Origin of the sequence: Ihubacter massiliensis (genome assembly GCF_024125305.1) — a bacterium.
Lineage (GTDB): Bacteria > Bacillota > Clostridia > Peptostreptococcales > Anaerovoracaceae > Hominibacterium > Hominibacterium faecale.
In genome coordinates, this window is sequence record NZ_JAMXVH010000001.1 from 3,003,822 (window position 1) to 3,030,521 (window position 26,700).

Annotated in this window: 24 protein-coding genes; 18 read left to right on the forward strand and 6 right to left on the reverse strand. The window is 47.1% G+C overall.

Annotation, left to right across the window (positions count from 1 at the left end):
* From recF to NIA71_RS13980, 8 genes are all read left to right on the forward strand, one after another.
* The gene (recF, locus tag NIA71_RS13945; protein WP_253020717.1) at positions 1-1,083 is read left to right on the forward strand and encodes a DNA replication/repair protein RecF; all 1,083 of its coding nucleotides are present in this window, start codon (positions 1-3) and stop codon (positions 1,081-1,083) included.
* 190 nt (positions 1,084-1,273) lie between these two features.
* Entirely contained in the window at positions 1,274-3,193 is a 1,920-nt protein-coding gene (gyrB, locus tag NIA71_RS13950; protein ID WP_148398165.1) for a DNA topoisomerase (ATP-hydrolyzing) subunit B, read from the forward strand.
* A 17-nt stretch (positions 3,194-3,210) separates the two neighbouring features.
* Entirely contained in the window at positions 3,211-5,724 is a 2,514-nt protein-coding gene (gene gyrA / locus NIA71_RS13955; RefSeq protein WP_269478365.1) for a DNA gyrase subunit A, read from the forward strand.
* Positions 5,725-5,734: 10 nt separating this feature from the next.
* Entirely contained in the window at positions 5,735-6,139 is a 405-nt protein-coding gene (locus NIA71_RS13960) for an ATP-binding protein (protein WP_148398163.1), read from the forward strand.
* A complete protein-coding gene (locus NIA71_RS13965; RefSeq protein WP_148398162.1) occupies positions 6,133-6,867 on the forward strand; it encodes a SigB/SigF/SigG family RNA polymerase sigma factor in 735 nt (244 codons plus the stop codon). Before NIA71_RS13960 ends, NIA71_RS13965 begins: the two co-directional genes overlap by 7 nt.
* A 16-nt stretch (positions 6,868-6,883) precedes the next feature.
* Positions 6,884-7,864 (forward strand): tryptophan--tRNA ligase, encoded by a 981-nt coding sequence (trpS, locus tag NIA71_RS13970; protein WP_148398161.1) that lies wholly within the window; start codon positions 6,884-6,886, stop codon positions 7,862-7,864.
* Positions 7,865-7,895: 31 nt separating this feature from the next.
* Positions 7,896-8,540: a zinc ribbon domain-containing protein gene (locus NIA71_RS13975; protein ID WP_253020718.1), complete on the forward strand. Its 645-nt coding sequence runs from the start codon at positions 7,896-7,898 to the stop codon at positions 8,538-8,540.
* A gap of 38 nt (positions 8,541-8,578) precedes the next feature.
* Entirely contained in the window at positions 8,579-9,079 is a 501-nt protein-coding gene (locus NIA71_RS13980) for a DUF4366 domain-containing protein (protein ID WP_148398159.1), read from the forward strand.
* Positions 9,080-9,450: 371 nt separating this feature from the next.
* Here NIA71_RS13980 and NIA71_RS13985 read toward each other — a convergent pair whose 3' ends face one another.
* Positions 9,451-10,218 carry a lysophospholipid acyltransferase family protein gene (locus NIA71_RS13985; RefSeq protein ID WP_253020719.1) on the reverse strand — a complete coding sequence of 256 codons (768 nt, stop codon included), beginning with the start codon at positions 10,216-10,218 and terminating at the stop codon, positions 9,451-9,453.
* Positions 10,219-10,382: 164 nt separating this feature from the next.
* Here NIA71_RS13985 and NIA71_RS13990 point away from each other — a divergent pair, with 164 nt between their 5' ends.
* The gene (locus tag NIA71_RS13990) at positions 10,383-11,021 is read left to right on the forward strand and encodes a phosphatase PAP2 family protein (protein WP_253020720.1); all 639 of its coding nucleotides are present in this window, start codon (positions 10,383-10,385) and stop codon (positions 11,019-11,021) included.
* Positions 11,022-11,298: 277 nt separating this feature from the next.
* Positions 11,299-11,403, forward strand: coding sequence for a M15 family metallopeptidase (locus NIA71_RS13995; protein WP_336246075.1), 105 nt, complete (start codon positions 11,299-11,301; stop codon positions 11,401-11,403).
* 10 nt (positions 11,404-11,413) lie between these two features.
* Here NIA71_RS13995 and NIA71_RS14000 read toward each other — a convergent pair whose 3' ends face one another.
* Entirely contained in the window at positions 11,414-11,962 is a 549-nt protein-coding gene (locus NIA71_RS14000; protein ID WP_148398156.1) for a ferredoxin domain-containing protein, read from the reverse strand.
* A 19-nt stretch (positions 11,963-11,981) separates the two neighbouring features.
* Entirely contained in the window at positions 11,982-12,440 is a 459-nt protein-coding gene (locus NIA71_RS14005) for a shikimate kinase (protein WP_253020721.1), read from the reverse strand.
* 161 nt (positions 12,441-12,601) lie between these two features.
* Here NIA71_RS14005 and NIA71_RS14010 point away from each other — a divergent pair, with 161 nt between their 5' ends.
* Positions 12,602-13,522, forward strand: a complete 921-nt coding sequence (locus NIA71_RS14010; RefSeq protein WP_253020722.1) for a nucleotidyltransferase family protein — start codon at positions 12,602-12,604, stop codon at positions 13,520-13,522.
* 396 nt (positions 13,523-13,918) lie between these two features.
* On the opposite strand, the gene NIA71_RS14015 is transcribed toward NIA71_RS14010, so the two are convergent.
* The 3 genes from NIA71_RS14015 to NIA71_RS14025 form a co-directional block, all read right to left on the reverse strand.
* Positions 13,919-15,613 (reverse strand): M28 family metallopeptidase, encoded by a 1,695-nt coding sequence (locus NIA71_RS14015; protein WP_253020723.1) that lies wholly within the window; start codon positions 15,611-15,613, stop codon positions 13,919-13,921.
* A gap of 117 nt (positions 15,614-15,730) precedes the next feature.
* Positions 15,731-16,444, reverse strand: a complete 714-nt coding sequence (locus NIA71_RS14020; protein ID WP_253020724.1) for a glucosaminidase domain-containing protein — start codon at positions 16,442-16,444, stop codon at positions 15,731-15,733.
* Positions 16,445-16,467: 23 nt separating this feature from the next.
* Positions 16,468-17,112: a GntR family transcriptional regulator gene (locus NIA71_RS14025; protein ID WP_253020725.1), complete on the reverse strand. Its 645-nt coding sequence runs from the start codon at positions 17,110-17,112 to the stop codon at positions 16,468-16,470.
* Positions 17,113-17,396: 284 nt separating this feature from the next.
* Between NIA71_RS14025 and NIA71_RS14030 the strand changes: the two genes are divergently transcribed.
* The 7 genes from NIA71_RS14030 to NIA71_RS14060 all read left to right on the forward strand — a co-directional run bounded on the left by NIA71_RS14030 (position 17,397) and on the right by NIA71_RS14060 (position 26,641).
* Positions 17,397-18,995, forward strand: a complete 1,599-nt coding sequence (locus NIA71_RS14030) for an APC family permease (RefSeq protein ID WP_253020726.1) — start codon at positions 17,397-17,399, stop codon at positions 18,993-18,995.
* Positions 18,996-19,066: 71 nt separating this feature from the next.
* Entirely contained in the window at positions 19,067-21,031 is a 1,965-nt protein-coding gene (locus NIA71_RS14035) for a M20/M25/M40 family metallo-hydrolase (protein WP_253020727.1), read from the forward strand.
* 21 nt (positions 21,032-21,052) lie between these two features.
* Entirely contained in the window at positions 21,053-22,063 is a 1,011-nt protein-coding gene (locus NIA71_RS14040) for a zinc-binding alcohol dehydrogenase family protein (protein ID WP_253020728.1), read from the forward strand.
* A 10-nt stretch (positions 22,064-22,073) separates the two neighbouring features.
* A complete protein-coding gene (locus NIA71_RS14045) occupies positions 22,074-23,513 on the forward strand; it encodes a tagaturonate reductase (RefSeq protein ID WP_253020729.1) in 1,440 nt (479 codons plus the stop codon).
* A gap of 2 nt (positions 23,514-23,515) precedes the next feature.
* Entirely contained in the window at positions 23,516-24,967 is a 1,452-nt protein-coding gene (locus NIA71_RS14050; RefSeq protein ID WP_253020730.1) for a UxaA family hydrolase, read from the forward strand.
* Entirely contained in the window at positions 24,964-25,614 is a 651-nt protein-coding gene (locus tag NIA71_RS14055) for a bifunctional 4-hydroxy-2-oxoglutarate aldolase/2-dehydro-3-deoxy-phosphogluconate aldolase (RefSeq protein ID WP_253020731.1), read from the forward strand. The genes NIA71_RS14050 and NIA71_RS14055 overlap by 4 nt, the downstream gene beginning before the upstream one ends.
* Positions 25,615-25,618: 4 nt before the next feature.
* A complete protein-coding gene (locus NIA71_RS14060; RefSeq protein ID WP_253020732.1) occupies positions 25,619-26,641 on the forward strand; it encodes a sugar kinase in 1,023 nt (340 codons plus the stop codon).
* The last annotated feature ends 59 nt before the right edge of the window (positions 26,642-26,700 follow it).

The window sequence follows — 26,700 nt, forward strand, 5'->3', positions numbered from 1 at the left end:
ATGTATATTAAAGAAATACAGCTGAAAGATTTTCGGAATTATGAGCAGCTAACAGCAGAATTTCATAAAAACGTAAATATTTTCCTTGGGCAGAATGCCCAGGGAAAAACCAATTTATTGGAGAGTATTTATATAACATCTATGGGAAAGTCTTTTCGAACCAACAAAGATCGAGAAATGATCCGGTTTGGAGAAGACTTTTTTCGGGTTCGGGTAAAAGCATTTAAAGAAGAGGAGCTGGTGGTAGAGATAGCGGTAAACCAGGAAGGAAAAAAGGGCATTAAAATCGACGGTGCCAAGGCTAGAAAAATGTCTCAGCTTTTAGAGCAGATTTATATCGTTATTTTTTCACCAGAAGATCTGAGGATCGTTAAGGATGAGCCTGAAAAAAGAAGAAAATTCATCGATCGGGAACTGTGCCAAATAAAGCCTTCTTACTACGATAATCTTAATCGTTATAAAAAAGCGCTGCTTCAAAGAAATGCTTACTTGAAAGAGCCGCGCATTGATGAGGGCGTTTTGGAGATTTGGGATGCAGAGCTGGCCCAGTACGGCAGCCAAATCATTGCTCAGAGGAATGAATTCATAAAAAAACTCAGCAAAATCAGCAGTCAAATCCACCAGGGAATCACCAATCACAAAGAATATCTGGAAATTTTTTATGAACCCAGCATTCAGACTTGTGAAAATCAAAAACAAATTTTTATTGAAGAGCTCCAAAAATGCAGAAGGCGCGATATTAGGAACCGTACGACAGGGAAAGGTCCACACAAAGACGATCTTCAGCTAAAAGCAAACGGCATCGATATACGGAATTTCGGATCGCAAGGCCAGCAGCGGACAGCGGCTCTTTCTCTCAAACTATCGGAAATCCGTCTGATTCGAGAAGAGACTGGCGAAAATCCAATTCTTTTATTGGATGATGTTCTTTCTGAGTTGGATCAGGAACGGCAGAACTTTTTGATCCGGTCTTTGAGCGACACGCAGATCTTTATTACCACCACCGAAATTTCCCGTCAGGCTATCCAATCCCTGGGGGAAATCCGCTATTTTAACATAGAAAACGGAAAAATAATTTCTTAAATACTATTCTAAAAGAAATTTATTAGTCTCAGACGCTTTAAATGAGCCTTATAGCTTGATAAAACAAGATTATAATAAAAAAACATCAAAACGCACTTAAACTTGTAAACGGTGCGTTTTTGTTGTATAATGATATATCTATGGAATTTGACAGATTCTGAAATCAAAAGATAAAGAGGTGAAGCGATTAATGAGCGCAGATGTAAAGCAGCAGCAATACAATGCTGAACAGATTCAAGTGCTTGAAGGATTAGAGCCGGTCCGCAAAAGGCCGGGAATGTATATAGGCAGTACCGGACCAAGGGGCCTGCATCATCTGGTCTACGAAGTGGTGGACAACAGTGTGGACGAAGCCCTGGCAGGCTATTGCACGACAATCAATATAACCATTCAAAAAGATAATTCGATCATGGTTGAAGATGACGGCAGAGGCATGCCGGTAGACAAGCACCCAAAGCTGGGAATTCCTGCTGTGGAAGTCATTCATACGGTCCTCCATGCCGGCGGAAAGTTCGGCGGAGGCGGATATAAGGTTTCCGGAGGTCTTCACGGCGTAGGAGCATCGGTTGTCAACGCACTTTCAACCCACATGGAAGTGGAAATACGCAGAAATGGAAAAGTTTATAAACAGACTTACGAAAGAGGAAAGACCACATCTCCCCTGACAGAGATCGGAAATTCGAGAAAGACAGGATCAAAGACTACTTTCTGGCCGGATCCTGAGATCTTTGATGAAACGGAATACGACTACGGCACATTGGAACACCGCCTTAGGGAAATGGCCTTTCTCAATAAAGGAATCAAAATTACCCTAAAAGACGAACGGGAAGGTCAGAAAAAAGAAGAGGTTTTCCACTATGAGGGCGGAATCCGGGAATTTGTAAAACACCAGAATCAGAATAAAGAAGCGCTTCACCAGGATATCGTTTATTTTGAAGTAAAGAAAAAGGATATGGAAGTTGAAATCGCCATGCAGTATACGGATCGATACAATGAACTGATTCTTTCCTATGCCAATAATATCAATACTACTGAGGGCGGTACCCACATGGTGGGATTTAAGACAGCCCTGACAAGGGTATTCAACGACTATGCCAGAAAAAATAAATTTTTGAAAGAAAATGATGACTCGCTTTCCGGCGAAGACGTAAGGGAAGGACTGACGGCCATCATCTCAGTTAAGCTGACCAATCCCCAGTTCGAAGGGCAGACCAAAACCAAGCTGGGAAACAGTGAGATGAGAGGATTCGTCGAAACTTCCACCAATGAGAACCTGACTGCATTTTTGGAAGAAAATCCGGCTCAGGCGAGAATTATTCTCGATAAATGCCTGCGGGCCGCAAGAGCCAGGGAAGCAGCTAGAAAAGCCAGAGAACTGACGAGAAGAAAAGGCGTTCTTGATGGTATTTCCCTGCCGGGAAAACTGGCCGACTGCTCGGAGAAGGATCCCAGCGTTTCTGAAATCTTTCTAGTAGAGGGAGATTCGGCCGGCGGTACGGCTATTAACGGCCGCGACCGGAAAAGACAAGCGATTCTTCCACTTAGAGGCAAGATCTTAAACGTTGAAAAAGCAAGGCTGGATAAGATTTTGAACTCTGATGAAATCAAAAATATGATTACCGCCTTCGGCTGCGGAATCGGAGATGACTTTAACCTTGAAAAACTCAGGTATCATAAGATTATTATTATGACCGATGCCGATGTGGACGGCGCCCATATCCGGACGCTGCTTTTGACCTTCTTCTATCGGTATATGACACCGCTCATAGAAGGCGGCTATGTTTACGCTGCCCAGCCTCCTCTTTTCCAGGTAAAGAAGGGAAAAGAAGTTCACTACACTTATTCAGATGCGGAGCAGGAAAAGCTGCTGGCGTCCATCGCCGAAAAACCTGGAAAAGCAGAAGTTCAGAGATATAAAGGTCTGGGTGAAATGGATGAAAACCAGCTATGGGATACGACCATGAACTTTGAAACCAGAACCTTGGTTCAAATTACGCTGGATGATGTGGCAGCGGCCGATGATATCTTCACCACGCTGATGGGAGACAAGGTTCCGCCGAGAAGAAAGTTTATCGAGGAACATGCAACCTATGCAAATCTGGATATTTAGAAAACAGGGGGTAACAAGTGGCAAATTTAATTGAGGATCAGAAACTGATCCAACATGAGATATACAAGGAAATGAAAGACTCCTACATCGACTATGCCATGAGCGTAATCGTTGGAAGAGCCCTTCCTGATGTGCGGGATGGACTGAAGCCCGTTCACAGGAGAATTTTATACGGAATGAGCGGACTGGGCGTAACACCGGACAAGCCATACAAGAAATCGGCTCGTATTGTCGGTGAAGTAATGGGTAAATACCATCCTCACGGGGACAGTTCCATTTACGATGCTATGGTAAGGCTGGCGCAGCCCTTTTCCACAAGATACATGCTGGTGGACGGCCACGGAAACTTTGGTTCCGTAGACGGTCACGGCGCAGCTGCCATGCGTTATACAGAGGCAAGGATGACGCCTTTCGCCCTGCAGATGCTGCGGGATATTGACAAAGAAACGGTTGACTTTATGCCCAACTTCGATGAGGAAGAGAAAGAACCAGTGGTTCTTCCTTCTAGAATTCCCAACCTGCTGGTCAACGGCAGCAACGGTATCGCGGTTGGCATGGCGACCTCTATTCCGCCCCATAACCTGGGAGAAGTCATCGATGCTGCGGTAAAGATGATTGAAGATAAAGATTGTACCATTGACGATCTGATTCAAATTGTCAAGGGACCGGACTTCCCGACAGGCGCCATGATTATGGGAAAGAACAATATCAAAAATGCCTATCGCACCGGACAGGGAAAAGTTATTGTACGTTCAAAGACGGAGATTGAAGAGACTACCCGCGGCAGATCCCAGATCATTGTGACCGAGATTCCTTATCAGGTTAACAAGGCCAGACTGATTGAAAAGATTGCCGAGCTGGTTAAGGATAAACGGGTGGACGGAATTTCCGACATCCGCGACGAATCTTCCAGCAGAGAAGGTATGAGAATCGTCATCGAACTGAAAAAAGATGCCAATCCTCAGATTACCCTCAATCGGCTGTTCAAGCATACCCAGCTGCAGGAAAGCTATAGCATGATTATGATCGCTCTTGTCAGGGGCGAACCAAAGATTCTCAATCTGTACGAGATTCTGGATGAATACCTGAAGCATCAGTTCGATGTGGTAACCAGAAGAACAAAATATGATCTTAAAAAGGCGGAGGCAAGAGCCCATATCTTGGAAGGTCTGCGCATTGCCTTGGATAACATCGATGAGATCATAAGAATCATCCGTTCCAGTTACAACGATGCCAGAGAAAAATTGATGGAGCGTTTTGGCCTTTCAGAAATACAGGCTCAAGCGATTCTTGATATGAGACTGGCCCGTCTGCAAGGTTTGGAACGGGAAAAAATTGAAGAAGAATACGCGGAACTGCAAAAGCGCATTACCTATTACAAAGCGCTGCTGGCGGACGATGACAAGATGATGAGCGTTATCCGCGATGAGCTTTTGGAGATCAAAGAAAAATATAAAGACAAGAGAAGAACCAAGATTACAGCCAACGCGACGGAAATCGACGAAGAAGATCTGATTCAGGAAAAGCAGGTTGCTGTTACCTTGACCCACCTGGGTTATCTCAAGCGTATACCGGCGGACACTTATAAAACTCAGAGAAGAGGCGGCAAAGGAATTACTGGGCTTACCACCAGGGAAAACGATTTTGTAAAAAATCTGATCATGACCTCGACCCACGATTATCTGATGTTCTTTACCAATACGGGAAAAGCGCATAAGATCAAAGCCTACGAAATTCCCGAAGCGACCAGAACGGCCAAGGGAACTCCTGCCGTTAACTTCCTCAATCTGATGCAGAGAGAGCGAATCACTGCTGTGATTCCAATTCAGGAATTTTCGGAAGAAAAATATTTGATTGCGGTAACGAAGAATGGTACCATCAAAAAGACAGCCCTTGCCAACTTTGATACCAATCGTAAAACCGGCTTGATTGCCATTAATCTGAAAGAAGACGATCAGCTGGTGGATATCAAACAGACAACGGGAACCGATAATGTAATCATTGTTACCAAACATGGAAAATGCATCTGCTTCTCAGAGGACGATGTAAGACCAATGGGAAGGATCGCAGGAGGCGTTCGTGCAATCAAGCTGGAAGGCGATGACGAAGTCGTTTCCATGGAACTGGTACAGCCGGATCAGCAGCTTTTGGTTGTAACGACTAATGGCTATGGAAAGAGAACGCCGGTTAAAGATTATAAGATTCAGGTAAGAGGCGGAAAAGGCCTGCTGACTTACGATAAGGCCAAGTTTAAAAAGACGGGTGAACTGGTAGGCGCCATGGTGGTCAATGAGGATGATGAGATACTGTTGATTAATTCCGACGGTATTGTAATTCGTATAGAAGCCAAGGAAGTATCTGTTTTGAACAGAGCGACCCAGGGCGTTAAAATTATGAAAGTTGAAGAAGATTCCAATATTATTGCCATGGCAAAGGTGATCAAAGAGGAAGATATAGACGATGAGCCGAAAGAAGAAGGTAAAAAATCAAATGACAGCGGCAGTAGTCAGATTCATATGAAGACAGAATAGGAGAAGCCAAATGGGTGATTTGTTAAAATTCTCAATACCGGGTAAACCCGAATATGTTAAAATAGCCAAGCTGGCTGTTGGGTCCGCCGCGGGAACGGCAAATTTTAATATCGAAGCCATTGAAGACATTGAAATCGCAGTTGGAGAGGCATGTAAGAATATTACATGCCACGGTTTCGATGGTTTCAGCAATTTTTATGAGGTTGAATGTATGATCGAGGAGGATCGGATGATTGTCACAGTGTCTGACAAGTCTTGCGAACATGGTCTCGAAAAGCATAAAAAGCCTTGTCTTGATTGTCCCAATGAAGGCAATCTGGGCGTATATATCATTAAATCACTGATGGATGAAGTAGAAATCGTTAAGGCACAAGACGGAAACAACAGTATTAGAATGGTGAAGAATAGATGCTGAAGGAAGAATTGTTCAACCAATATCAGAGGACAAAAGATCGAACACTGAGAAATGAAATTGTGGAATCTTATCTGTATATGGTAGATATTTTGATTCGAAAATATTTGAACAAGGGTGTGGAATACGATGATCTGTATCAGGTCGGCGCCATGGCCCTGATTGCTGCTGTAGAGAGATTTGATCCGTCCAAGGGATATGAGTTTTCCAGCTTTGCCACGCCGACAATTATCGGGGAGATTAAAAAATATTTCCGCGATAAGGAATGGAGCGTCAAGGTCCCCAGAAGGCTGAAAGAACTTTCAGGAAAAATCCAGTCGGCCAGGGAAGAGCTGTTCAATCAGCTGCAGAGAAATCCGACCATACCTGAATTGGCCGATTATATCGGTTACTCAGAAGAAGAGGTTCTGCAGGCGATGGAAGGCAGCATGGCTTACAATGCTTATTCCCTTAACCAGACCTTTGATGAGTCGGGAGAAGAAGGAGAATCTTCGGCTCTTGAAAAGTACGCGGCCATTGAAGACGGAGGGTATGACAGGCTGGAATATACGGAAATGATCTCCAAGGTACTCAATGAGCTGAGTGATACCAACAAATATATTTTTAAAGAACGGTTCGTAGAGGATAAATCCCAGGCAGAGATCGCAAAAAGATTGGGCGTTTCACAGATGACGATTTCCCGGGCGGAAAAAAATATTAGAGAGCGCTTTCAGAGAGAAGCGCAATGCTAGGAGGATATGGAGCAAGATGAAAAGAGTCTTTTCGGGCGTGCAGCCCACAGGAAATATTCATATAGGAAATTATTTAGGAGCGCTGAAGCAATTTGTAGAGCTCCAGGAGGAAAACGAATGTATCTATTGCATCGTTGACATGCATTCGATTACCGTACCCCAGGATCCAAAGGAGCTGAGAAAAAACACCCTGGATGTGGCGGCCCTGTATCTGGCCGTTGGGGTAGATCCTTCAAAATCCATCGTTTTCGTTCAGTCCGACGTACCGGGACACTCTGAACTTTCTTGGGTTCTCACGTGCAATTCCTATACTGGAGAGTTGTCCAGAATGACTCAATTTAAAGATAAAAGCAAGGGCAAAGAATCCGCGCCCACAGGGCTGTTTACGTATCCCATTCTCATGGCTGCCGATATTCTTCTTTATGATACGGATATTGTTCCCGTGGGAAATGATCAAAAACAGCACATCGAGCTTTGCCGGGATATCGCAATTCGAATTAATAATAAATATAAAAAGACGTTTGTAGTACCCGATGGAAGATTCTTAAAGGCAGGGGCACGAATCATGGCCCTGGATGATCCTGAAAAGAAAATGAGCAAAAGCGCCGAAAATATCCACAGCAGGATCTCTCTGCTGGATGAGCCTTCCAAGATTAAAAAATCCATTATGCGGGCGACTACCGATTCAGAGGGAAGCATTCGTTTTGACCCGGAAAACAAACCGGGAATTACCAATCTGCTCAACATCTACAGTGTATTTTCCGGCAAGGACATCTCTGAGATTGAAAAAGATTACGACGGCCGGGGATACGGTGACTTTAAAAAGGATCTGGTGGAAGTAACAGTGGATGCCCTTACTCCGATCAAGGAGAGGTTCAACGAAATTCGGAATTCTGAGGAGTTGATAAAAACCTTGAAAGACGGGGCTGAAAGAGCAGGCGTCATTGCGGAAAGAACCATGAAGCGGGTAAAGGATAACTTTGGCCTTGGAATCTGATTGAGGAAAATCGAAAAAGGAGAGCATGCTTATGGCACTTTTAAAATGCCCTGAATGCGGCGAATATGTTTCGGAATTTGCCAGTTCCTGTCCCCACTGCGGTTGTCCCATGTCCGATATTGCCCAGGAAAATCAAATCGATGATCGCAGCTGGGACAACAATCAAACGAAGAGTAATACCAATACGCAGGTTTACAGCCAGAAAGAGCTGGAAGAGGCCATGCAGCAGGCGAGAGCCGGAAGAAGCAGGAGCGGACAGAAGAGAAAGCCGGGACAGCAGAGGCTGGTAAAAAATTCGGAAAGCGCATTTTCTGGCAAGAAGAAATCGAAAAAGAAAAAGGATGATAAAAGAGGACTGAAAATAGCCCTCATTGTTATTATTGCCATCGTCGTAATCGGAGGAGGTATTGCCTATTATTTTGCGATGGCAGGGCCTTCTAAAGCCAATAAAGATCCATCGGATATGACCGATCATACCGATGTGACCACGCAAGAAACTTATCGCAGTTATGATGAGAAGCAGCCGTCCTCAAAAGAAACGACTAAGAAAAAAGAGACGAAGGCCACGACAAAACCTACAAAATCAACGACACAGAAACAGACCACAAAGCAGTCTACAACGCAGGCTCCTACACAAGCACCGACTGAAGCACCGGATGCACCTGCGAATGAATAAAAGGGGAAGCTTAAGTAAGATCAAAGGGGGAATTAATCATGGCATTAATCAAATGTCCGGAATGCGGCCGCCAGGTCTCGGAATACGCAGAAAATTGTCCGAACTGCGGATGTCCGATGGACCGGGATCTTCCGTATGAGGATGAGTACGAAGATTATGAGGAAAGCGGCTCTGGACGCAATAAGAGAAGAAGCAGCCGTTCTTCTAAAAAGACGGTTAAAAAATCCGCTAGGAGCGGATCCAAGCGGCCAGTGGTACATAAACATGTAAAGAAAAAGACCAGCATCCTGCCGGCAGTACTGGTTATTATCATCGTTTTGCTTTTGGCGGCAGCGGGCGCGTATTACTATTTTTACGTTTATAAGGACAAAGACGACCAAAACGCCCAACCTTCCACCCAACAAACCCAGGAGCAGACCATCGAGCAAACGCAGAAGCCTGCTGAGCCGGAAACTCAGGCTCCGACTGAAAAGCCGACTAAGGAGCCGGCAGAAGAAACAACAGATGGAAACGATGTTCCGGGAGGGGCAGACGCGTAAAAAGGATTATAGGGCTGTCGCATTAGAAAACGAATGCGATGTGCCCTTTTTTCGACCCATTTTGTGAACTGTTGGGAAAGGAGCGGTCCCTTCGGGCCAGGATTCATAAAGGGTGAAAAGCAAAATGATCGCTCGAGCTTGTTTTGGTCTAAGTTTGCGATGATTTTTCATCGCGGGAAGAGAAAATAAGGTAGAAAAGCGATAATTTCCTGCTGTTTTTAGGTGGATTGGCAGCGAAAAAGGCCTAAAATCATCGCTGAAAAGGCTGCTAGGCACAGATCACGATGATTTTCTCCATACGGGGAGGCCGCGCCAGCCTGGCCGATCTTGACCGCTCTGTCTGCCCTGGTCTCGGGCCTTTATTTAACCCTTTATTTTCCCTGGTCATCCTTCAAGCTGTTCTGCAGCTCCCGCAGTTTGGCGATTCCGTCCTTTACTGTTTTTTCAACATCCAGGCACAGCTGTTTTTCTTCTTTCCGGGAAAGTCCCTTGGTTTCTACCCGGGGATGGATCATGACATCGATTCTGGTTCCTTTGAGAATGCCGGTTTCTTCATACATCTTATAGCTTCCAAAGACCGATACCGGAATGATGGGGACTTCCGGCTTGACGGCAAGTTTGAAAGCGCCTCTCTTAAAATCGCCGGGATCAGGCCCTTTGCTCCTGGTTCCCTCGGGAAAGATCATGAGGGAAAAGCCCTGGTTGATCAATTCGATCCCTTCATCGATAGCCTTCAAGGAAGCGCGGGGGTCGTCCCGTTTTATAAGAACGCTTCGTATTCTGCGGATCCACTCGCCGTAGATGGGAATTTTGCCCAGATTATCCTTTGCTACAAATCCGAACTGAATTGTGTTCAGCGAAGCCGTATAAGCGATAATGTCCGCATATCCCTGATGATTGGCGATATAGACAACCGGTCCTTCCTGGGGCAGATTTTCTTCTCCATGGACCACCAGCTCCGAACCGAACATATTGAGAACATCCCTGGACCAAACCGTTTCTGCCATGAGGATGTTGCGGCATTCCCGCTCCACATCTCCTTTTGCTTTCGCGTCCTCAATTTCGCTTTTATATTCATTTAACCTTTTTAATGTGGTATAGAGTTTAAAAAACCCTGGTATGTTTCGTATGATTTTCATATAGCCCTCCTGAATCTTAGTATATCTACTATACCATAATTTTAGAGCCGCGTCGAAAAATTTTCTCAGTATTCAGTTCCATAATTTGGACAAGGACGGCAAAAAAACGTCGTGTATTTTTAAAAGAAACCATATATAATAGGATAGATAAAAGAGGAAGGCGGATGATGAACAATATGTCAAAAAAACAAATGATTCTGATGATTGGCGGACTGGCGGGTTTTCTTATAATCGCCTGTTTTGTCGTGGGCGGAGGGGAGCTTGCCTTTGATACTGTGATCAGAGAGTGGTTCTATTCTTTGAGAAACGATGTTTTGACTCCAATACTTAAGGTCCTTACATATATGGGAAACTGGCAGAGCATAACCATTTTGTGCATACTGCTGCTGTTTTTTCGAAAAACCAGAGTTCGTTATGGAATACCGGTTTCCGTGGGCGCCATCACTGTGACAGCCCTCAATAAAGTTATTAAAATCATATTCAAGAGGCCCCGGCCGGATGTGAGCCTGCATCTGATCGATCAGGGAGGATACTCCTTTACAAGCGGCCACTCCATAACCAGCATGGTTGTCTTTGGAATGTTGATTTATCTGGTGAGGCGTTATGTGAAAGATAGGAAAAAGGCCAATCTCTTGACGGTGCTTTTGGCTATACCCTGGATCTTTATCGGCTTGAGCCGCATCTATATGGGTGTTCATTTTCCAACGGATGTTCTGGGAGGCTGGTGTTTGGGGCTGGCTATTTTGATGGTCCTCATCGCCATGGAAGAACGGTATGAAAAAAGAGCAGGACTGCCGCATTAAAGAAGAAAGGTTGTCTAGATGAATTAAAAAAATATGAGCATGTATTTTCCTTTTTTTTGTCTTTTTACTTTTATTTTCTGACTGCTCCCATGCGGCCGGAGCCAGACTCAAAGTTGGCGCGTTCTATGATACATCTTGGCAAATCCAACCGCTCCATGAGAGCCAACAACACCAGCAGCTTAATCCTTATGTAAAAGGATCAACCGTGGAGCCCGCAAACGGCAAGGTTTACGCCCAGCGTGACGTAAAAAAATACAGCGGCAAGTAAGCCGCTGCGATGATTCATAAAAATGACTTTATATACAAGCTGTTTAAAAAACATGGTTTTACCTGGGGCGGGGATTGGAAAGCACTGAAAGATTATCAGCATTTTGAAAAATAAATCTCAGCGATTAAACCATCACATTTTCCGGGTCCCGATCAAAGAAAATGCTCTTTGATGAAGTGGAAAGAGGAATTCCAAAGCAGACTCTCACGCCGGACGGGAAACATCCCATCCTCAAGGCAGCCTGTCCGGCTGAAAATAAGACCCGATTATCGATCCGATTATCAGCGGCTATGGAGACGGCCGATCCGACAGCAATGCCCAGATCGGTTACATTAAAGGCACAATTTGCTCCGGCTTTCGTCATTTCCGCACAATTTTCAAATCCGCACATGCCGCACGGATCAAGTCCCAGCGGATCGCTGAGAACACCAAGCAATACGATGCAATGACTGTCATCCACATTTTTAGCGTCCCTTTCAAAAAAGTCAGCTCCCGTTTCCTTGGCGATGTCCCGCATATGGGCGCTGAGCACGTCCTTATCGTTTCCATCTAAAATAAAAGATATGACCTTGTCTTCTCCGCAGCCCTTGGGAGCTGTCTTGGCGGCGGCAACCATTTTATCAGCTACAAGAAAAGCGCTTCTTTTCTCAGCATCTTCACTTTTGTAAATCATTGAAATCCTCCTAAGATTTTCATATAAATTGATTATACAATGGTTTGCGTTGTTCGTAAAGGGCAAAGAATTTTTCTTTCTTTAAGGAAGAATCGCTTTGATTCATAAAGGCGTAAGGCAGCCCCTTCTCATCTTTTGCCCTTTCCCACAAGGTTTTCGGGGAAATGTCCCCATCAGCGACAATGACTTTGTTTTGTTCGAGTATGTCCCTGTTCATTTCATCCAGCATAACACCGTCCCCGCAGGAAACGACAATCCCCTCTTCCTCCGCCAAAAGGCACAGCATTTCGTACTCTTTATTCCGATATTCGTGTTCGCCCATCATCATGCAAATTCTCTGGACGGTGCGGCCGTCCTTCTTCTCAATTTCATCGTCCAAATCAAAAACGCGATATTGATACTCTTTTGCCAGCTTTTCAGCCAGCCCCCGTCGATCGCTTCCCATAAAGCCAATTACAAAGATTCTTGAATGATTCATAATGTCCCCCGATCAAATATAAGTTATGTTTTCAGTATACGACACAAATGGGCCGCAGGCAAGTATCCCCGGCTTGCGGGCGGCCGTCATTTATCGTATACTATAACAGGGCTTTTGCATTGGACAGGCCCTGTTAAAAACATCAGAAAAGAGGAAGCGTTATGAAAGAACCAACTTTAATTATAATGGCCGCGGGAATAGGTTCCCGGTACGGCGGGCTTAAACAGATGGACCCCATCAGCGATCAGGGCGAGATCATCTTGGATTTTTCCCTCTATGATGCCATGATGGCCGGATTTAAAAAAGTCATATTCGTTATTAAAGAAGAAATGGAAGAGGACTTCCGGGCTTTAATCGACGACAGAGCGGGAAAGCATCTACAGGTGGAGTACGCCTTTCAAAAGCTGGAGGATCTCCCCCAGGGTTATCTGGTTCCGCAGGGCCGGGAAAAGCCTTGGGGAACAGCCCATGCAGTTTTGAGCTGCAGACATTTGATCAACGGACCCTTTGCAGTCATCAATGCCGACGATTATTATGGAGCCGGAGGGTTCCAGAGCATCTATGATTTCCTGATCAGCAGCAAGGACGGCGCAACCTATTCCTACTGCATGGTGGGCTTCAAATTGGAAAACACCATTACAGAAAACGGACATGTGGCCCGCGGCGTATGTGAGATCACGGAAGAAGGTAATTTGACTCAAGTTACTGAGCGCACCAAGATCATGAGGCGGCCGGAAGGTGTTTGCTATACGGAGGACGACGGCCAGTCCTGGATACCTCTCCCCGATGGAACAACGGTGTCCATGAATTTTTGGGGCTTTACCAAAAGCATGATGGAAGAAATGGAAAAAGGATTTCCTGCTTTTTTAGATCAGGCGATAAAAGAGAATCCGCTCAAGGGCGAATATTATCTGCCTATGGTGGCGGACCGGCTGGTGAAAGAAGGAAAAGCAACGGTAAAAGTTCTTCCTTCCCAGGATAAATGGTACGGAGTGACCTACCGGGCCGATAAGGAACAGGTGGTGGCTGCTCTCCAGTCCATGAAGGACAAAGGGCTTTACCCGGACAAGCTGTGGAAATAGGGTAAAGGATACCAGGAAATTTTAAGTCCGGAAAATTTTCTGGATTTACGCAAAGTTGCGGGTTTGCGGGGCCTGGAGTCGAGGCTGGGAGCAAATCATCGTGATCTGAGACTAGCAGCCTTTTCAGCGATGATTTTAGGCCTTTTTCGCTGCCAATCCTCCTAAAAACAGCAGGAAATTATCTCTTTTCTACCTTATTTTCTCTTCCCGCGATGAAAAATCATCGTAAACTTAGACCAAAACAAGCTCGAGCGATCATTTTGCTTTTCACCCTTTATGAATCCTGGGCCGAAGGGGCTGCTCCTTTCAAAAAATGGATCGAAAAAAGGGCACATCGCATTCGTTTTCACTAATGCGACAGCCCTTTTTGATTTCAGATGAACAAAATCTTACTTCCTAAATTTTCGCTTTCAAGCTGTCAGCCAGCTCCTTCATAGCCTTAGTTTCGGCTTCCATGGTTTTTGTCATTTCCTTCTGCTGGGCTTTTAGGGCCTTGTTGTAAATTTCGATTTCCTCGCTGTAAGAACCCTTTTCCCCGGCGGCTGATTTTTTCAGAAGCGAGCGGGTCGCATCCTTCGTATCCGCCAGCTTTGAGCCTTTACCCGTTCCCCAGAAAAGATTGCCCTTGTTGCTGTCTTCGAGAAGCGATTCTTCTGAGGCTTTGCAGGTCTTTGGGCTGAAGGAATAATATCCGAATTCCGCTCTGACGTTGATCTGACCAGCCAAATCCAGAGCGCCGTTTTGCTGCTTTTCATTGGATAGCACGTCTTTTTCCAGAGCTGCCGTAACGTCTGAGATCAGTTCGATATTGGACTGGTAAGGAATGTGCTTGATGACCATATCGGAAGTGAGGATAATGCCGATAAAATGATCCTGGATATATTTGAAGGTTTCCAAAGTCGTCTTATTCAGCGCTTTTCCTTCTGACCGAATGGCCGTGAGCTCATCCTCAGAAGCGCCGTCTGAAACAGCCTTCTCGTAGCGGGAATTGACATCATCGATCTTCTTGTTCAGGCTGTCGACAGAAGCGCGCAGTTCTTTGGAGGCCGCCTTATAAGCTTCCGTATCCGCACCGGCTGCCTTTGCCAAATCTTCGTTGAGCGCTTCACCCAGATCATCGCAGGTAGCAGTCATATCCAGCTTGAGGGCCGGAGTCTGATCCACATAGATGGCCAATGTGCCGAAGGTCTTGAGATTGGTGGTCATAACATCCGCATTGTAGGTATCCTTGTCGTCGGCCACCGTATGATAGCGGTCGCGGTTCCAGTTTTTATCTTTTTCCTTATCGAATCCCGGGATATTGACAGAGTGAGGAACGCCGCTGGCCCGGTAAGAACCCCCGTCCTCCAGGCAAAAAGTATCGACGGAAGTGCTGTTAAAGCCGTCGGGATAAATATCGTTTTCAGGCGCGGCAAGAATTCCGGAATTTTCCACAAACTCTTTCACAAGGGGAGCAAAGTCGGGATCGCACTGGATCTCGCCCTGTTTTGCTCCATCGTAAACGGCGGGAAGCTCGAAGTTGAGCATGGCGATGGTTTTTCCGGCCCAATCAGGATGAGCGTTGTTGATCATTTCCCAGGCGCCGGTGGTCCAGTCGAACTGGCTTCCGATGGCGCCCCATTCCTTAGAACCGTGGCATACGAAGACAATATCGTTTTCCGGGGTATATTCGGAATCCTTCATAGCCTTGGCCATAGAAAGAATCAGGCTGATGGCGCAGCTATCATCCTGAAAACCATTGAAATATACGGCATAATGACCGGAGACAATGATTTGCTGGTCAGAGGATTTTCCCTTGATTTTTCCAACCACATTGTAGATGGTGCCCTTATCCGGCTCCATAACATTATCGACTTCCAAAGTCGCTTTATTCTTACCTTCCTTTATGGCTTTGGAAAGCTCCTTGTAGTGATTGCGGCTGATGCTGACGCAAGGGATCACGTCTTTTGCGCATAAATCCTGCATGTTGATCATATCGTCGGAGTAAGATCCGTAGCCGATTTCCAGACTGTATGTAACGATGGCCGCAGCGCCGTGAAGGGCGGCTTCATTCATATATTGATCGATCCAGGCCACATTCCACTGATCCACGCCGGCCAGAGCAATCTTTCCTTTTACATCCTTAAAACGAGAAAGCCCACAAATCCGGCAAAGATATAGGTAAAAAAGAAAATTTCATCAAACATCAACGTTCCGGCCTTTCCTTAGTTACTTAATTCTGCTCAGTGCTTCCTTATGACGCTTGCTGATGACCGCGTAATAATCCACCATATAATTCCCCACCTTGGCATACCACTGGGGATTTGCGGCATAGCGTTTGTTGACACCTTTTACTGTGGGACTGCCGCCGTAAAGACTGGCGCCCGGCTTGAGATATTTGGAAGAAAGGCCTTTGGCAACCACGTTGATGCCTTCAGACTTGGAAGAAAATCCGCTTCGGCCGTAGCCAAACATATTGTTGGGCCGGAACATCATGGTTCCTTTGGCGCTTTCCAGCGAAGCGATGGACATGAGGAAAACGCAGTTGACTCCGTATTTTTCCTCAGCGCGAACAAAGGCTTCCTCCAGTCCGACCAGCCCCTGGCTGGTGACCAGCTTTAAATCGGCTTCCGTTACGCCGCTGGGCTTTCTCAGATCAAGGTCGTAAATCTGTTCCAGGGAATAGGCAGGAATGGATTCCTGCTTTGTCAGCCGGTCGGCAGTATACTGGCGCAAGGAGTCAGGGAGATTCACTTCTGAGGCTTTTTCATACATGGCCTCCACCTTGGCCGCCTCTTTTTTTTCGGCTTCCTCCACCATATTCTGCGCAGCCCAGACCACTGCTGCCGCCGAAGAGCAGATGAGAAGCAGGAGTAAAAGATCGACGAGGAGTAAAATCAAAAACCCGTTTTTGAATCGTTTCTTTTTTTTAACCGTATCCATAAGCATATGTCCTCAAATCAAGTTCAGTAATGATTGATGAAACTGGAAAAACTAGCTTCCCTGGCCTTCCCCAGATGGGTCTTGATCGCTTCTCCTGCCTCATCGAATTTCCCGCCCAGCATCAGGTCGATAATATTTACGTGTTCGTTGTTGGAAGCCAGGATCCGTTCCTGATTCTGATTTCCGGTCATAACCCGCAGGCGGAAGTTTTGGTTGTAGATGTAATCCATGGTCCGCATAAAATATAGATTTTTGCTGGAATTGACCAGTAATTTGTGAAATTGATCATCCTTCACGTAAATTTCATTGGTCGATCTGTGGGATAAATTTTTCAAATCAAAGGTTTTTTTCATGGATGACAGAATGTCGGACGGAACCAGCTGCCCGTAATGGGCGACGATGTAAGGCTCGATTAAAATCCGGGTTTCAAAGATCATGCTGATTTCATTGATGGAAAGATCCGACACCATGATTCCTTTTTTGGGAAGGATCCGAACCAGATTTTCCTGTTCCAGCTTACTGAGGGCTTCCCTGATGGGCGTCCGGCTGGAGCCGATTTCGTCCATGAGCAGCGTTTCGTTTAAGAAGGAATTGGGAGGATATTCACAATTGACGATCTTTGTCTTAATCAAATTATAAGCTTTATTTTTTAAACTTTCTTTTTGCATATTCTTCCTTTTATCATTAATCTTCTGAGATTTTTTGTAAAACAAATCAAAGGAATGGTTCCTTCATGTTTAAAAGTATACTACAAGATTGGAAAAAAAGGGATTAAAAAAAGGAAAAGCCCGCTAAAAAATAAAGATGGCCGGGAAATGGTCAGATTGTTCAAAATATAGTTGACAAACATTTTACAAGGGGTTAAAATAATCACATGATCTGTTGTATACAACAGATATGCAACAGATATGCAAAATGCCGTTGTTCTCATTTTATAATTATGGAGGGAGATATGAACGATTTATCCAACAAAGGGCTGAAACGCCATAAAGTCGGACTTCTGGCCGTAGTGGGCACCATCTATTCTCTGACAGCCGCAGGGGCTTATGGAATCGAAGACATGGTACCCAGCGTGGGCCCGGGCCTGTGCATGGTCATGCTGATCATCATACCGCTGGTCTGGGCATATCCGCAGGCTTTTGTCTGCGCCGAGATGGGATCTGCCATTCCGGCCGAAGGAGGCCCGTACAAGTGGGTTCAGGAAACCTGCGGTGAATTTTGGGGGTTCCAGATGGGCTGGTGGAGAACTCTGGGAGGCTACTTTAATACCGTAACCTTCGTCGTGCTGGCATCCAATTACATGGCCAGCGCCTTTCATCTGACCGGAACGCAGGAATACATTGTAAAAATTGCCTTTATCGTGGTTTTTACAATCGTCAACCTGAGAGGAATCAAGGACGTAGCAATCGTCAATACCATTATATCCATCAGTATTCTGGCAGCTTTCACCATCGTGGCGATTCTCGGATTCGCCCATTACAATCATTCGCCGGTCCAGCCCTTTATACCGGAGGGACAAAGCTTGATTGAAAGCATCGGTTATGGTCTGGCCATCGGCATGTGGATGTACGGAGGAATGGAAGCCATGTCCATCATGAGCGAAGAACTGGAAAAACCGCAGATCATACCAAAAGCATTGATGATCGCCATTCCATTGATCATTTTGACCTACATCGTTCCCACAACTGCAGGACTTTCCTCTATCGGCCAGTGGGATAACTGGGGTTCGGAAGGTGTTTCTTACATCGATGTGGCCAGAGAATACGGAGGACCGATTTTCTTCAGCTTCTTCCTGATTGTTGCAGTTCTGTCCAACGTCTCACTGTTCAACGGATACATCGCGTCCACATCCAGAGGCTTTTTCGTAATGGCCGCCGACAACCTTTGTCCAAAGTTCTTGGTTAAATGCGACAAGAAGAGAGGCGTTCCCTATGTGGGCGTGCTCAGCGTAGCTGTTGTATCCTTTATTATCTGCCAGTTCAACTTTACACAGTTGGTTATCATTACCGTTACCATGAGCATCTTTGCTTCCAGCCTGACCCAGATATCGGGCATTCTGAGAAGAGTGAGAAAGACCCATCCGGACGGCCCCTTTAAGTTAAAGGTAAGCGACGGAGTGTTCATCGCTTACAGCTCGGTACCCTTTATAATCGGAGTGATAGCCTTATATTTGAACGGAACCGATTATTTCCTATTCGGTATTATCGGCGTAATCAGCGGACCTGCAGCTTACATCATCATCAAGAAAGTTTACGGCGGAATGACATCCATCGATCCTCAGCGGTATCCCATCAACCCCGCTACAAAATTGGCGCCGGGAGACATCCTGAGGACAGGCGTGATTCTGGTCATGTGGGCGATCCTGGGCATCATCGCCATCTTCTTCTTCCCGTGGTACGAGGATCCGGCGGTTTATGCGGAAGGCTACGGAAGCCCGGATATTTTCCAGACCTTTATTACAGCTATTAAATACCTTACCATTGCCGCAGGCATTATCGGAATCATTCTCATGATCTGGGGCAAGAAAAAAGATCCGGCAAAGATCTTTTAATACTTTTAATAAATGGAGAGGGAGCATGGAAGGAATATCCGGCTCCCTGTATTATGTCGATGGAGATAAAAATGAACAGCGATTGGAAAAAGGAAAAAATAGACATTACCTTTTCAAAAAAAGTAATCGAGGAGCTGTCCCGGATAACCGATTGCAGCAGGATCGGCGGCCGCTGTGCCGGTTCGCCCGCGGAACATGAGGCGGCGGACTATTTGGTAAAAAAATTCAAAGAGGCCGGACTTACAAGGGTTACAAAGGATCCCTTTCCGGTGGATAGCTGGACCTTAAAAAAAGCTTCGCTGACTTATACGGAAGAAAGCGGGGAGAAGCAGGAAGTTTCCCTGGGCGGTTACGCCTGCCATGCAGTCTTTGAAGAAAAAAACGTGTCCATAATCTTCGCAGGAAAAGGAACGGAGCAGGACTATGAACAGGTAGATCCCAAAGGAAAGCTGGTGCTGATCGAAATCAATCAGGCTGACGACTGGTGGATAAATTTTCCCGCATATGAAGCAAAGATTCGGGGAGCCCTGGGGGTGATCTGCATCAATACAGGAGGATTCGGGCAGGAAGGGGACAATGTGCTGGTGTCGGAAGATCTTTGTGGTCCGGCGGATCTGCTGGCCTTTTCCATTGGAAAGAAAGACGGCTTTCGGCTGAAACAGCAGATTGCTGCCAGCAGCACAAAGGAAATATCCGTCGTCCTGAATGTGGACAGCAGGGTCGAAGAAGGCGGCATTTCCTATAATATCTGGGGAGACATCCCTGGGGAAACAGAGGACGTTATCTACATCATCAACCATTACGATTCCTATTATTACACGGTCTTTGACGATGTACAGGGAATCGGCTGGGCTTTGGGGCTGGCCAGGGCTTTTACGGAGAAAGGAGTTCGACCCAAAAAGACGCTGCGATTTGTCGCCCACGGAGCGGAAGAATGGGGCTTGATGGACAGCAAATACGATTGGGCGATCGGAGCCTGGCGGCAGATCACGAATATTCGGCCGGAGTGGAAGGAAACGGGCTTCGCAGTGGTCAACCTGGATGGGTTTTATGCAGTAAAGGGAGAGAGGAAATTCTGTATCGTCTGCACCCAGGAGCTGTACGATTTTGTACAAGAGGCCGTGAACGCCTATGGAAACACAGGAGAATACCAGATAGAAACAAATATGAAATTGACGTCCTCCACAGAAGATTTCAGTTATACAAAAGCGGGAATTCCCAGCTTCGTCGCCGGAGCCTACGATGGGTGCCTGGCGGACCGGAAAGTCCTCCACAGCTCGGACAGCTCCTGGGAAGCAGGTTTTGATGATCAAGCCTTTGAACTGTTTCATAACCTGTTTGCTCATATCATTGCCCATCTGGACGCAAAAGCGATCTGCCCCATCAATTTGCAGAGAAGGCTTGGGGGGATTTATGAAGAGCTTGCCCCAGTCCTGAAAGAATCCGATGTTCAGATTTTTAAGAAAGCGGTAAGGGAGGCGGTCCTGCTCAAGGAGCATGTGGCCGATTTCAATGAAGGCTGCTTGGCGGAAGGCCGGATTCCGGCGGATAAAGGAGCCTTAAATCAGGAACTTCACAAAATTTATCAATCTATCCACCAGCACTTTATCCGGCTCAATTGGAACGATGAAATGATCGCTCCCCATCAAAGGTACGCTGCCAATGTGGAGGCGTTGGAAAAAGCCGTTGCCTGTTCAGAGAAAGGGCAGTATTCCTCTGCGGCGGACCATCTGATGGAAATTGATTTTAATTATTATGCGCCGTTCTTCAGTCGGGACACCTATGATTATTTTGTAAAGCAGGTGATAGAGGAGCCAAAAGACAGCTGGGGCACCGGCCTGATCGAAAACGGCAATGAGGACTTGTACGCTGTAATCAGGTCCCTTCTGGAAAACAAGTACGGTTATCAGGAAAGGGAGCGGCTGGAGCAGGCCCTGGATCGTCAGCAGCGCTGCTATAATCAGGCCGTTTTAAAGGAAACTGAGGCCGCGGAAAAAGCAGAGAAGGCAATCAAGCTGCTGAACAACAAGTTTTAAAGAACAAAAGGAGGTATCTTTGTGGATTATATTCGTATTGAAAGACCAAAGGAACTGGTCTATAAAGAGGCGGAGCTGCCCAAGAGAGGCGAGGGCGAAGCAGTGCTCAAGCTGATTTACGGCGGAATCTGCGGATCGGACCTGGGCACGTATAGGGGGACGTTTGCCTATGCCGATTATCCAAGGATTCCAGGGCATGAATTTTCTGCAGAAATCGTTGACATCGGCCCCAATGAACTGGGGCTGGAAAAAGGCATGATCGTCACAGCCAACCCTTATTTTAACTGCGGTCAGTGCTACGCCTGTCAGCGGGGATTTGTCAATTGCTGTGAAAACAACCAAACCATGGGCGCCCAAAGGGACGGGGCCTTTCGCCAGTACATTACCATGCCGGTGGAGCGGCTGTATAAGGGTGAAGGCATTGACCCAAAGTATCTGGCCCTCATCGAGCCTTTCTGCATCGGGTACCATGGAATCAAGCGGGCGGGCATCAAAGCCGGAGAGCGGGTTCTGATCATCGGCGCCGGAACCATCGGTGTGATGGCTGGACTATCAGCCAAAATCATGGGCGCGGAAGTTCATATCTGCGATATATCCAGGGAAAAGCTGGACTATGTAAAAACCTTCGGATTTGATCAATACGTGCTCAACGATGGCCATTTGTCTGAAAAAATAGAAAGCCTCACTCAGGGACGGGGCTATGATACAGCCGTAGAGGCTGTGGGGCTTCCGCAGACTTTCCAGCTGGCTGTCGATGGAACGGCGTTTGCGGGTAAAGTCCTTTTAATCGGCGTGGGCAAAGAGAATCTGGATTTTAACTTTACCATGCTGCAAAAAAAGGAATTATCTGTATTCGGTTCCCGCAACGCAGGAAAAGAAGACTTTCTCGAGGCCATCCAACTGGCGAAAAAAGGAGCTATCCCTTTTGACAAGCTGATTACTAACGTTTACAAATTCAAGGAAAGCGCGGAAGCTTTCAGAGAGTTTGATGCAAGCCGGGGAAACATGCTCAAGGTTCTGATCGAATTTTAAAGGAGGGTCCATGGAAAAATTAACGTATGAAACTCTGGATATATTAAACTATGACGGCTATCTTCTCCGGCAGGCTCCTGAGAAAGTCATTCAATTCGGCGAAGGGAATTTTCTGCGGGGCTTTGTTGATTACTTTATCGACCTTGCCAACGAGAGGGGTGATTTTAACGGTAAAGTGGCCGTTGTCCAGCCTATTCCGGCAGGACGCATTGGGGATATCAACCGGCAGGAGGGACTGTACACTCTCTGCCTGCGGGGCCGGGACAGACAAGGAATCAGAAATGAAAAGCGGATCATCAGCTGCATCAGCAGAGGGATCGATCCGTATGAAGATTTTCCTTCTTTTTTGGAGTTGGCCAGAAATGAGGAGATGGAATATATCGTATCCAACACAACGGAGGCCGGGATCGTTTACGACGGCACCTGCCGGTTTTCCGACCAACCTGCCGGAACTTTTCCGGCAAAGCTGACCAGGCTGCTGTATGAACGATTTTCCCGCACAGCCAGCCAGCGGGGATTTATCATACTCTCCTGCGAACTCATCGATGATAACGGAAAAAAGCTGAAAGACTGCGTGCTGTCCCACATCCGGGACTGGGATTTGGGGCCGGACTTCATCCAATGGGTAGAGCAGGAAAATCGATTCTGCTCCACCCTGGTGGATCGGATCGTCACCGGATACCCTGCCGATCCGGAGGAAGAAAACCGAAAAAACGGATATGAGGACGTCTTGATGGATGCGGCAGAATCCTTTGGCCTTTGGGTTATTGAGGGTGCGGAGGATTTGGAAGAACGGCTTCCTTTTGCCAGGGCCGGGCTGCCGATCCTGGTAAAAAAAGACCACAAGCCTTACAAAACCCGCAAGGTGAGAATTCTCAACGGGGCCCATACTTGCCTGGTCCCTGTGGCCCGTCTCGCAGGAAAACAAATTGTCAGAGAAAGCATGGAAGAGGAGAAGATCAACCAGTTTGTCAGGACCTTTGTTTTTCAAGAAGTCATTCCAACCTTGGACCTGCCCAAGGAAGATTTGCGCCAATTTGCTGAAGATGTATTCGATCGCTTTGCCAACCCCTTTATTGACCACAAGCTGACCGATATCGCCCTCAACAGCATTTCAAAATGGACGGCCAGAATCAAGCCATCACTGAAAGAATATGCCGCCCGCAAGGGGACGCTGCCTGCATGCACCGTCTTTGCCCTGGCAGCGCTGATTGTCTACTACAAACATGAGCAGGTTCGGGACGATGAACAGGTCCTCGCTTTTTTCCGCAGGGCCGGACAGTTTCAGACCAATGAGGCCCTTGTCCATGAACTGCTTGAACAGAAGGATTTTTTCCAGGAGGATCTATCCAAGGTTCAAGGCCTGGTGCAGATGACAGCAGCCTTTATGGATGAAATCGAAAGCCGGGGGATGGCAGAGGCTCTGGCTGGTTTTCTCAAGGAGTGTTAGAGATGGACTGGATTAAAATAAACGAGAAGGATAACGTGGCGGTCGCCTTGAACGATCTGGTGAAAAAAGAGAAGATACCCCAGGGTCATAAATTCGCTTTAAAAAAAATTTCCAAGGGGGAGACCATTATCAAATACGGCTGCCCCATCGGGCGGGCTGAGAAAGACATTCAAGAGGGCCAATGGGTCCATACCCACAACGTAAAAACGCTATTAGGCGATACAGAAGATTATCAATACCGTAAAGCCTTGAAAACTCAAGAACTAAGAGGATCGAAAGCTTCTTTTTTCAGCGGATATGTGCGGGAAGACGGCAGGTGCGCGGTGCGAAATGAGGTTTGGATTATTGCCACTGTGGGCTGTGTGAATTCCGTTGCCCAGGAGCTTGCTGAGAAAGCGAAGGAATACGCACGGGGAAAGGTTGACGGGGTTTATGCCATCACCCATCCTTATGGCTGTTCACAGATGGGCGAGGATCAAGAAAATACCCGCAGGGCATTGGCCGCTCTGGCCGGTCATCCCAACGCCGGAGGCGTTCTGCTCTTGGGGCTGGGCTGCGAAAATTGCAACTTGGACGTTTTAAAGGACTATTTGCCAGGTCAGCCGGCTTCATTGGAGCGGATAAAATTTCTCCAATGCCAGGATACGGAGGATGAACTTGAAGACGGCGCTTTATTGGTACGCGATCTGATCGATTATGCGAAAAGCTTCCGGCGTGAGCCGGTTCCGGTGAGCCGGCTGGTGGTCGGCCTGAAATGCGGCGGCTCCGACGGCCTTTCCGGTATAACGGCAAACCCATTAGTGGGCAGGTTTTCCGACCGCTTGTGCGGCCAGGGCGGCAGCGTAATCCTGACGGAAGTTCCGGAGATGTTCGGAGCGGAAAGACTGTTGATGAACAGGTGCAGAGATGAAGAGACCTTCGCTAAAACAGTCGGACTCATCAATCAGTTTAAGGACTATTTCAGACGCCACGGACAGGTGATTTATGAAAATCCTTCCCCGGGAAATAAAGCGGGGGGCATTACCACTTTGGAAGATAAATCGCTGGGCTGCGTGCAAAAGGGCGGCAGCTCCCTTGTCAATGATGTCTTACAGTATGGAGAACCGGTAAAGGTTCCCGGTCTGAATTTGCTTTCCTCCCCTGGAAACGATCTGGTGGCTTCCACGGCCCTGGCCCTGTCCGGCGCTCATTTGATTCTTTTTACCACAGGCAGGGGAACGCCTTTCGGAAGCCTGGTTCCTACCGTTAAGATCGCTTCCAACCATGTCATTTATGAAAAAAAGAACAACTGGTTCGATTTCGATGGGGGCTTTATGGCGGATGAAGGGGACCGGGAAAAGATTGTTGAAAATTTTTACCGCTGTGTTATAGAAACAGCCAGCGGGGATCGAACGAAAAGCGAGAACAGGGGTTACCGGGATATCGCGATTTTTAAACAAGGAGTGACATTATGAGCAAACAATACCAGAGCGTTGTACAGACTTTTTTCCGGGCAGGAATTATTCCTGTCATCCGGCTGGATCAGACAAATAAGGCTGCGATGCTGGCAAAGGCGCTGGCAGATGGGGAAATGGAGGCCGCGGAAGTTACATTCCGCGCTCAAGGGGCGGAAAAAGTTATCGAAACCATGGGCGTGCAGTGTGATCATCTAATGGTGGGAGCCGGTACCGTTCTTACCGTAGAGCAGGCCCAAAGGGCGAAAGATGCCGGGGCCCGGTTTATCGTCAGCCCGGGTTTCAATGCAAAGGTGGTGGAGTTTTGCTTGAATCGGGACATTCCTGTATTCCCCGGATGTGTTACGCCTACGGAGATTGAGCGGGCCATGGAGATGGGGCTGACCGTCCTGAAATTTTTTCCGGCAGAGCAGTTCGGCGGGGTCAAAACCATAAACGCCCTGGCCGGTCCTTATCAGCAAGTGAAATTCATGCCTACCGGCGGGATCTCCATGGATAATTTGGGGGAATATCTGTCCAGCCCTGCGATAGCTGCCTGCGGCGGCACGTTTATGGTGAAAGCGGATTTATTAGAGCAGGATCGATGGGAAGAAGTGACAAAGAGGTGCCGGAAGGCGATGAAACTTGTAAAGGAGATTAGGAGGTAAGAAGATGGCGGAAATTATTACGTTTGGAGAAATTATGCTGCGGCTGAAACCAGAAGGCTATCTGCGCTTTTTTCAGAATGACCGTATGGAAGCGACTTTTGGCGGCGGGGAAGCAAATGTTGCCGTATCCCTTTCCAATTTTGGAGTGGACACTGCTTTTGTCAGCAAGCTGCCTCCCCACGAGATTGGAGCGGCAGCCATCCGCAGCTTGAATTCTTTCGGAGTGGATACCGGCAGCATTGTCCGGGGAGGGGATCGGGTCGGAATCTATTATTTGGAAACAGGAGCATCCCAGAGGCCTTCCAAAGTTATCTACGACAGAGCCGGATCCTCCATTGCCCAGGCGGTTTCGGGAGATTTTGACTGGCCGGCCATTTTTGATGGGGCGAAATGGTTTCATTTTACCGGAATTACGCCGGCCCTGAGCGAGAATACCGCAGTGCTGGTAAAAGAAGCCTGCCGGGAAGCCAAGAAGCGGGATATGACGATCAGCTGCGATCTCAACTTCAGGAAAAAACTCTGGTCCTCTCAGGAAGCGCAGCGTATTATGGAACCACTGATGGACTATGTGGATATCTGCATTGCCAATGAAGAGGATGCGGAAAAGATTTTCGGCATACAGGCCGAGGATAGTGATGTGAACGGGGGAAAACTCAATCATGAAGGTTATTGTTCTGTTGCAAGTCAGCTGATTGAGCGGTTTGGCTTTAAATACGCTGCGATCACATTGAGAACCAGCTTGTCGGCCAATGATAACCGATGGGCCGCCATGATCAGCGACGGCAGCCAATGTTTCTTTTCAAAGGAGTATGAGATTCATATCGTCGACCGGGTTGGCGGGGGAGACAGCTTCGCAGCAGGACTGATTTATGGGCTGTATAAAAACATGTCCCTGAAAGATGCCCTGGAATTCGCTGCGGCGGCGTCTTGTCTCAAACATTCTGTGGAGGGTGATTTTAACAGGGTGAGCGTTGAAGAAGTGAATGCGCTGGCGGCCGGCGACGGCAGCGGGCGGGTGCAGCGATAAATCCTTCCCAGCAGGCAACAAAATATGACGGGAAAACATGCCAACTGGCGCCATACATG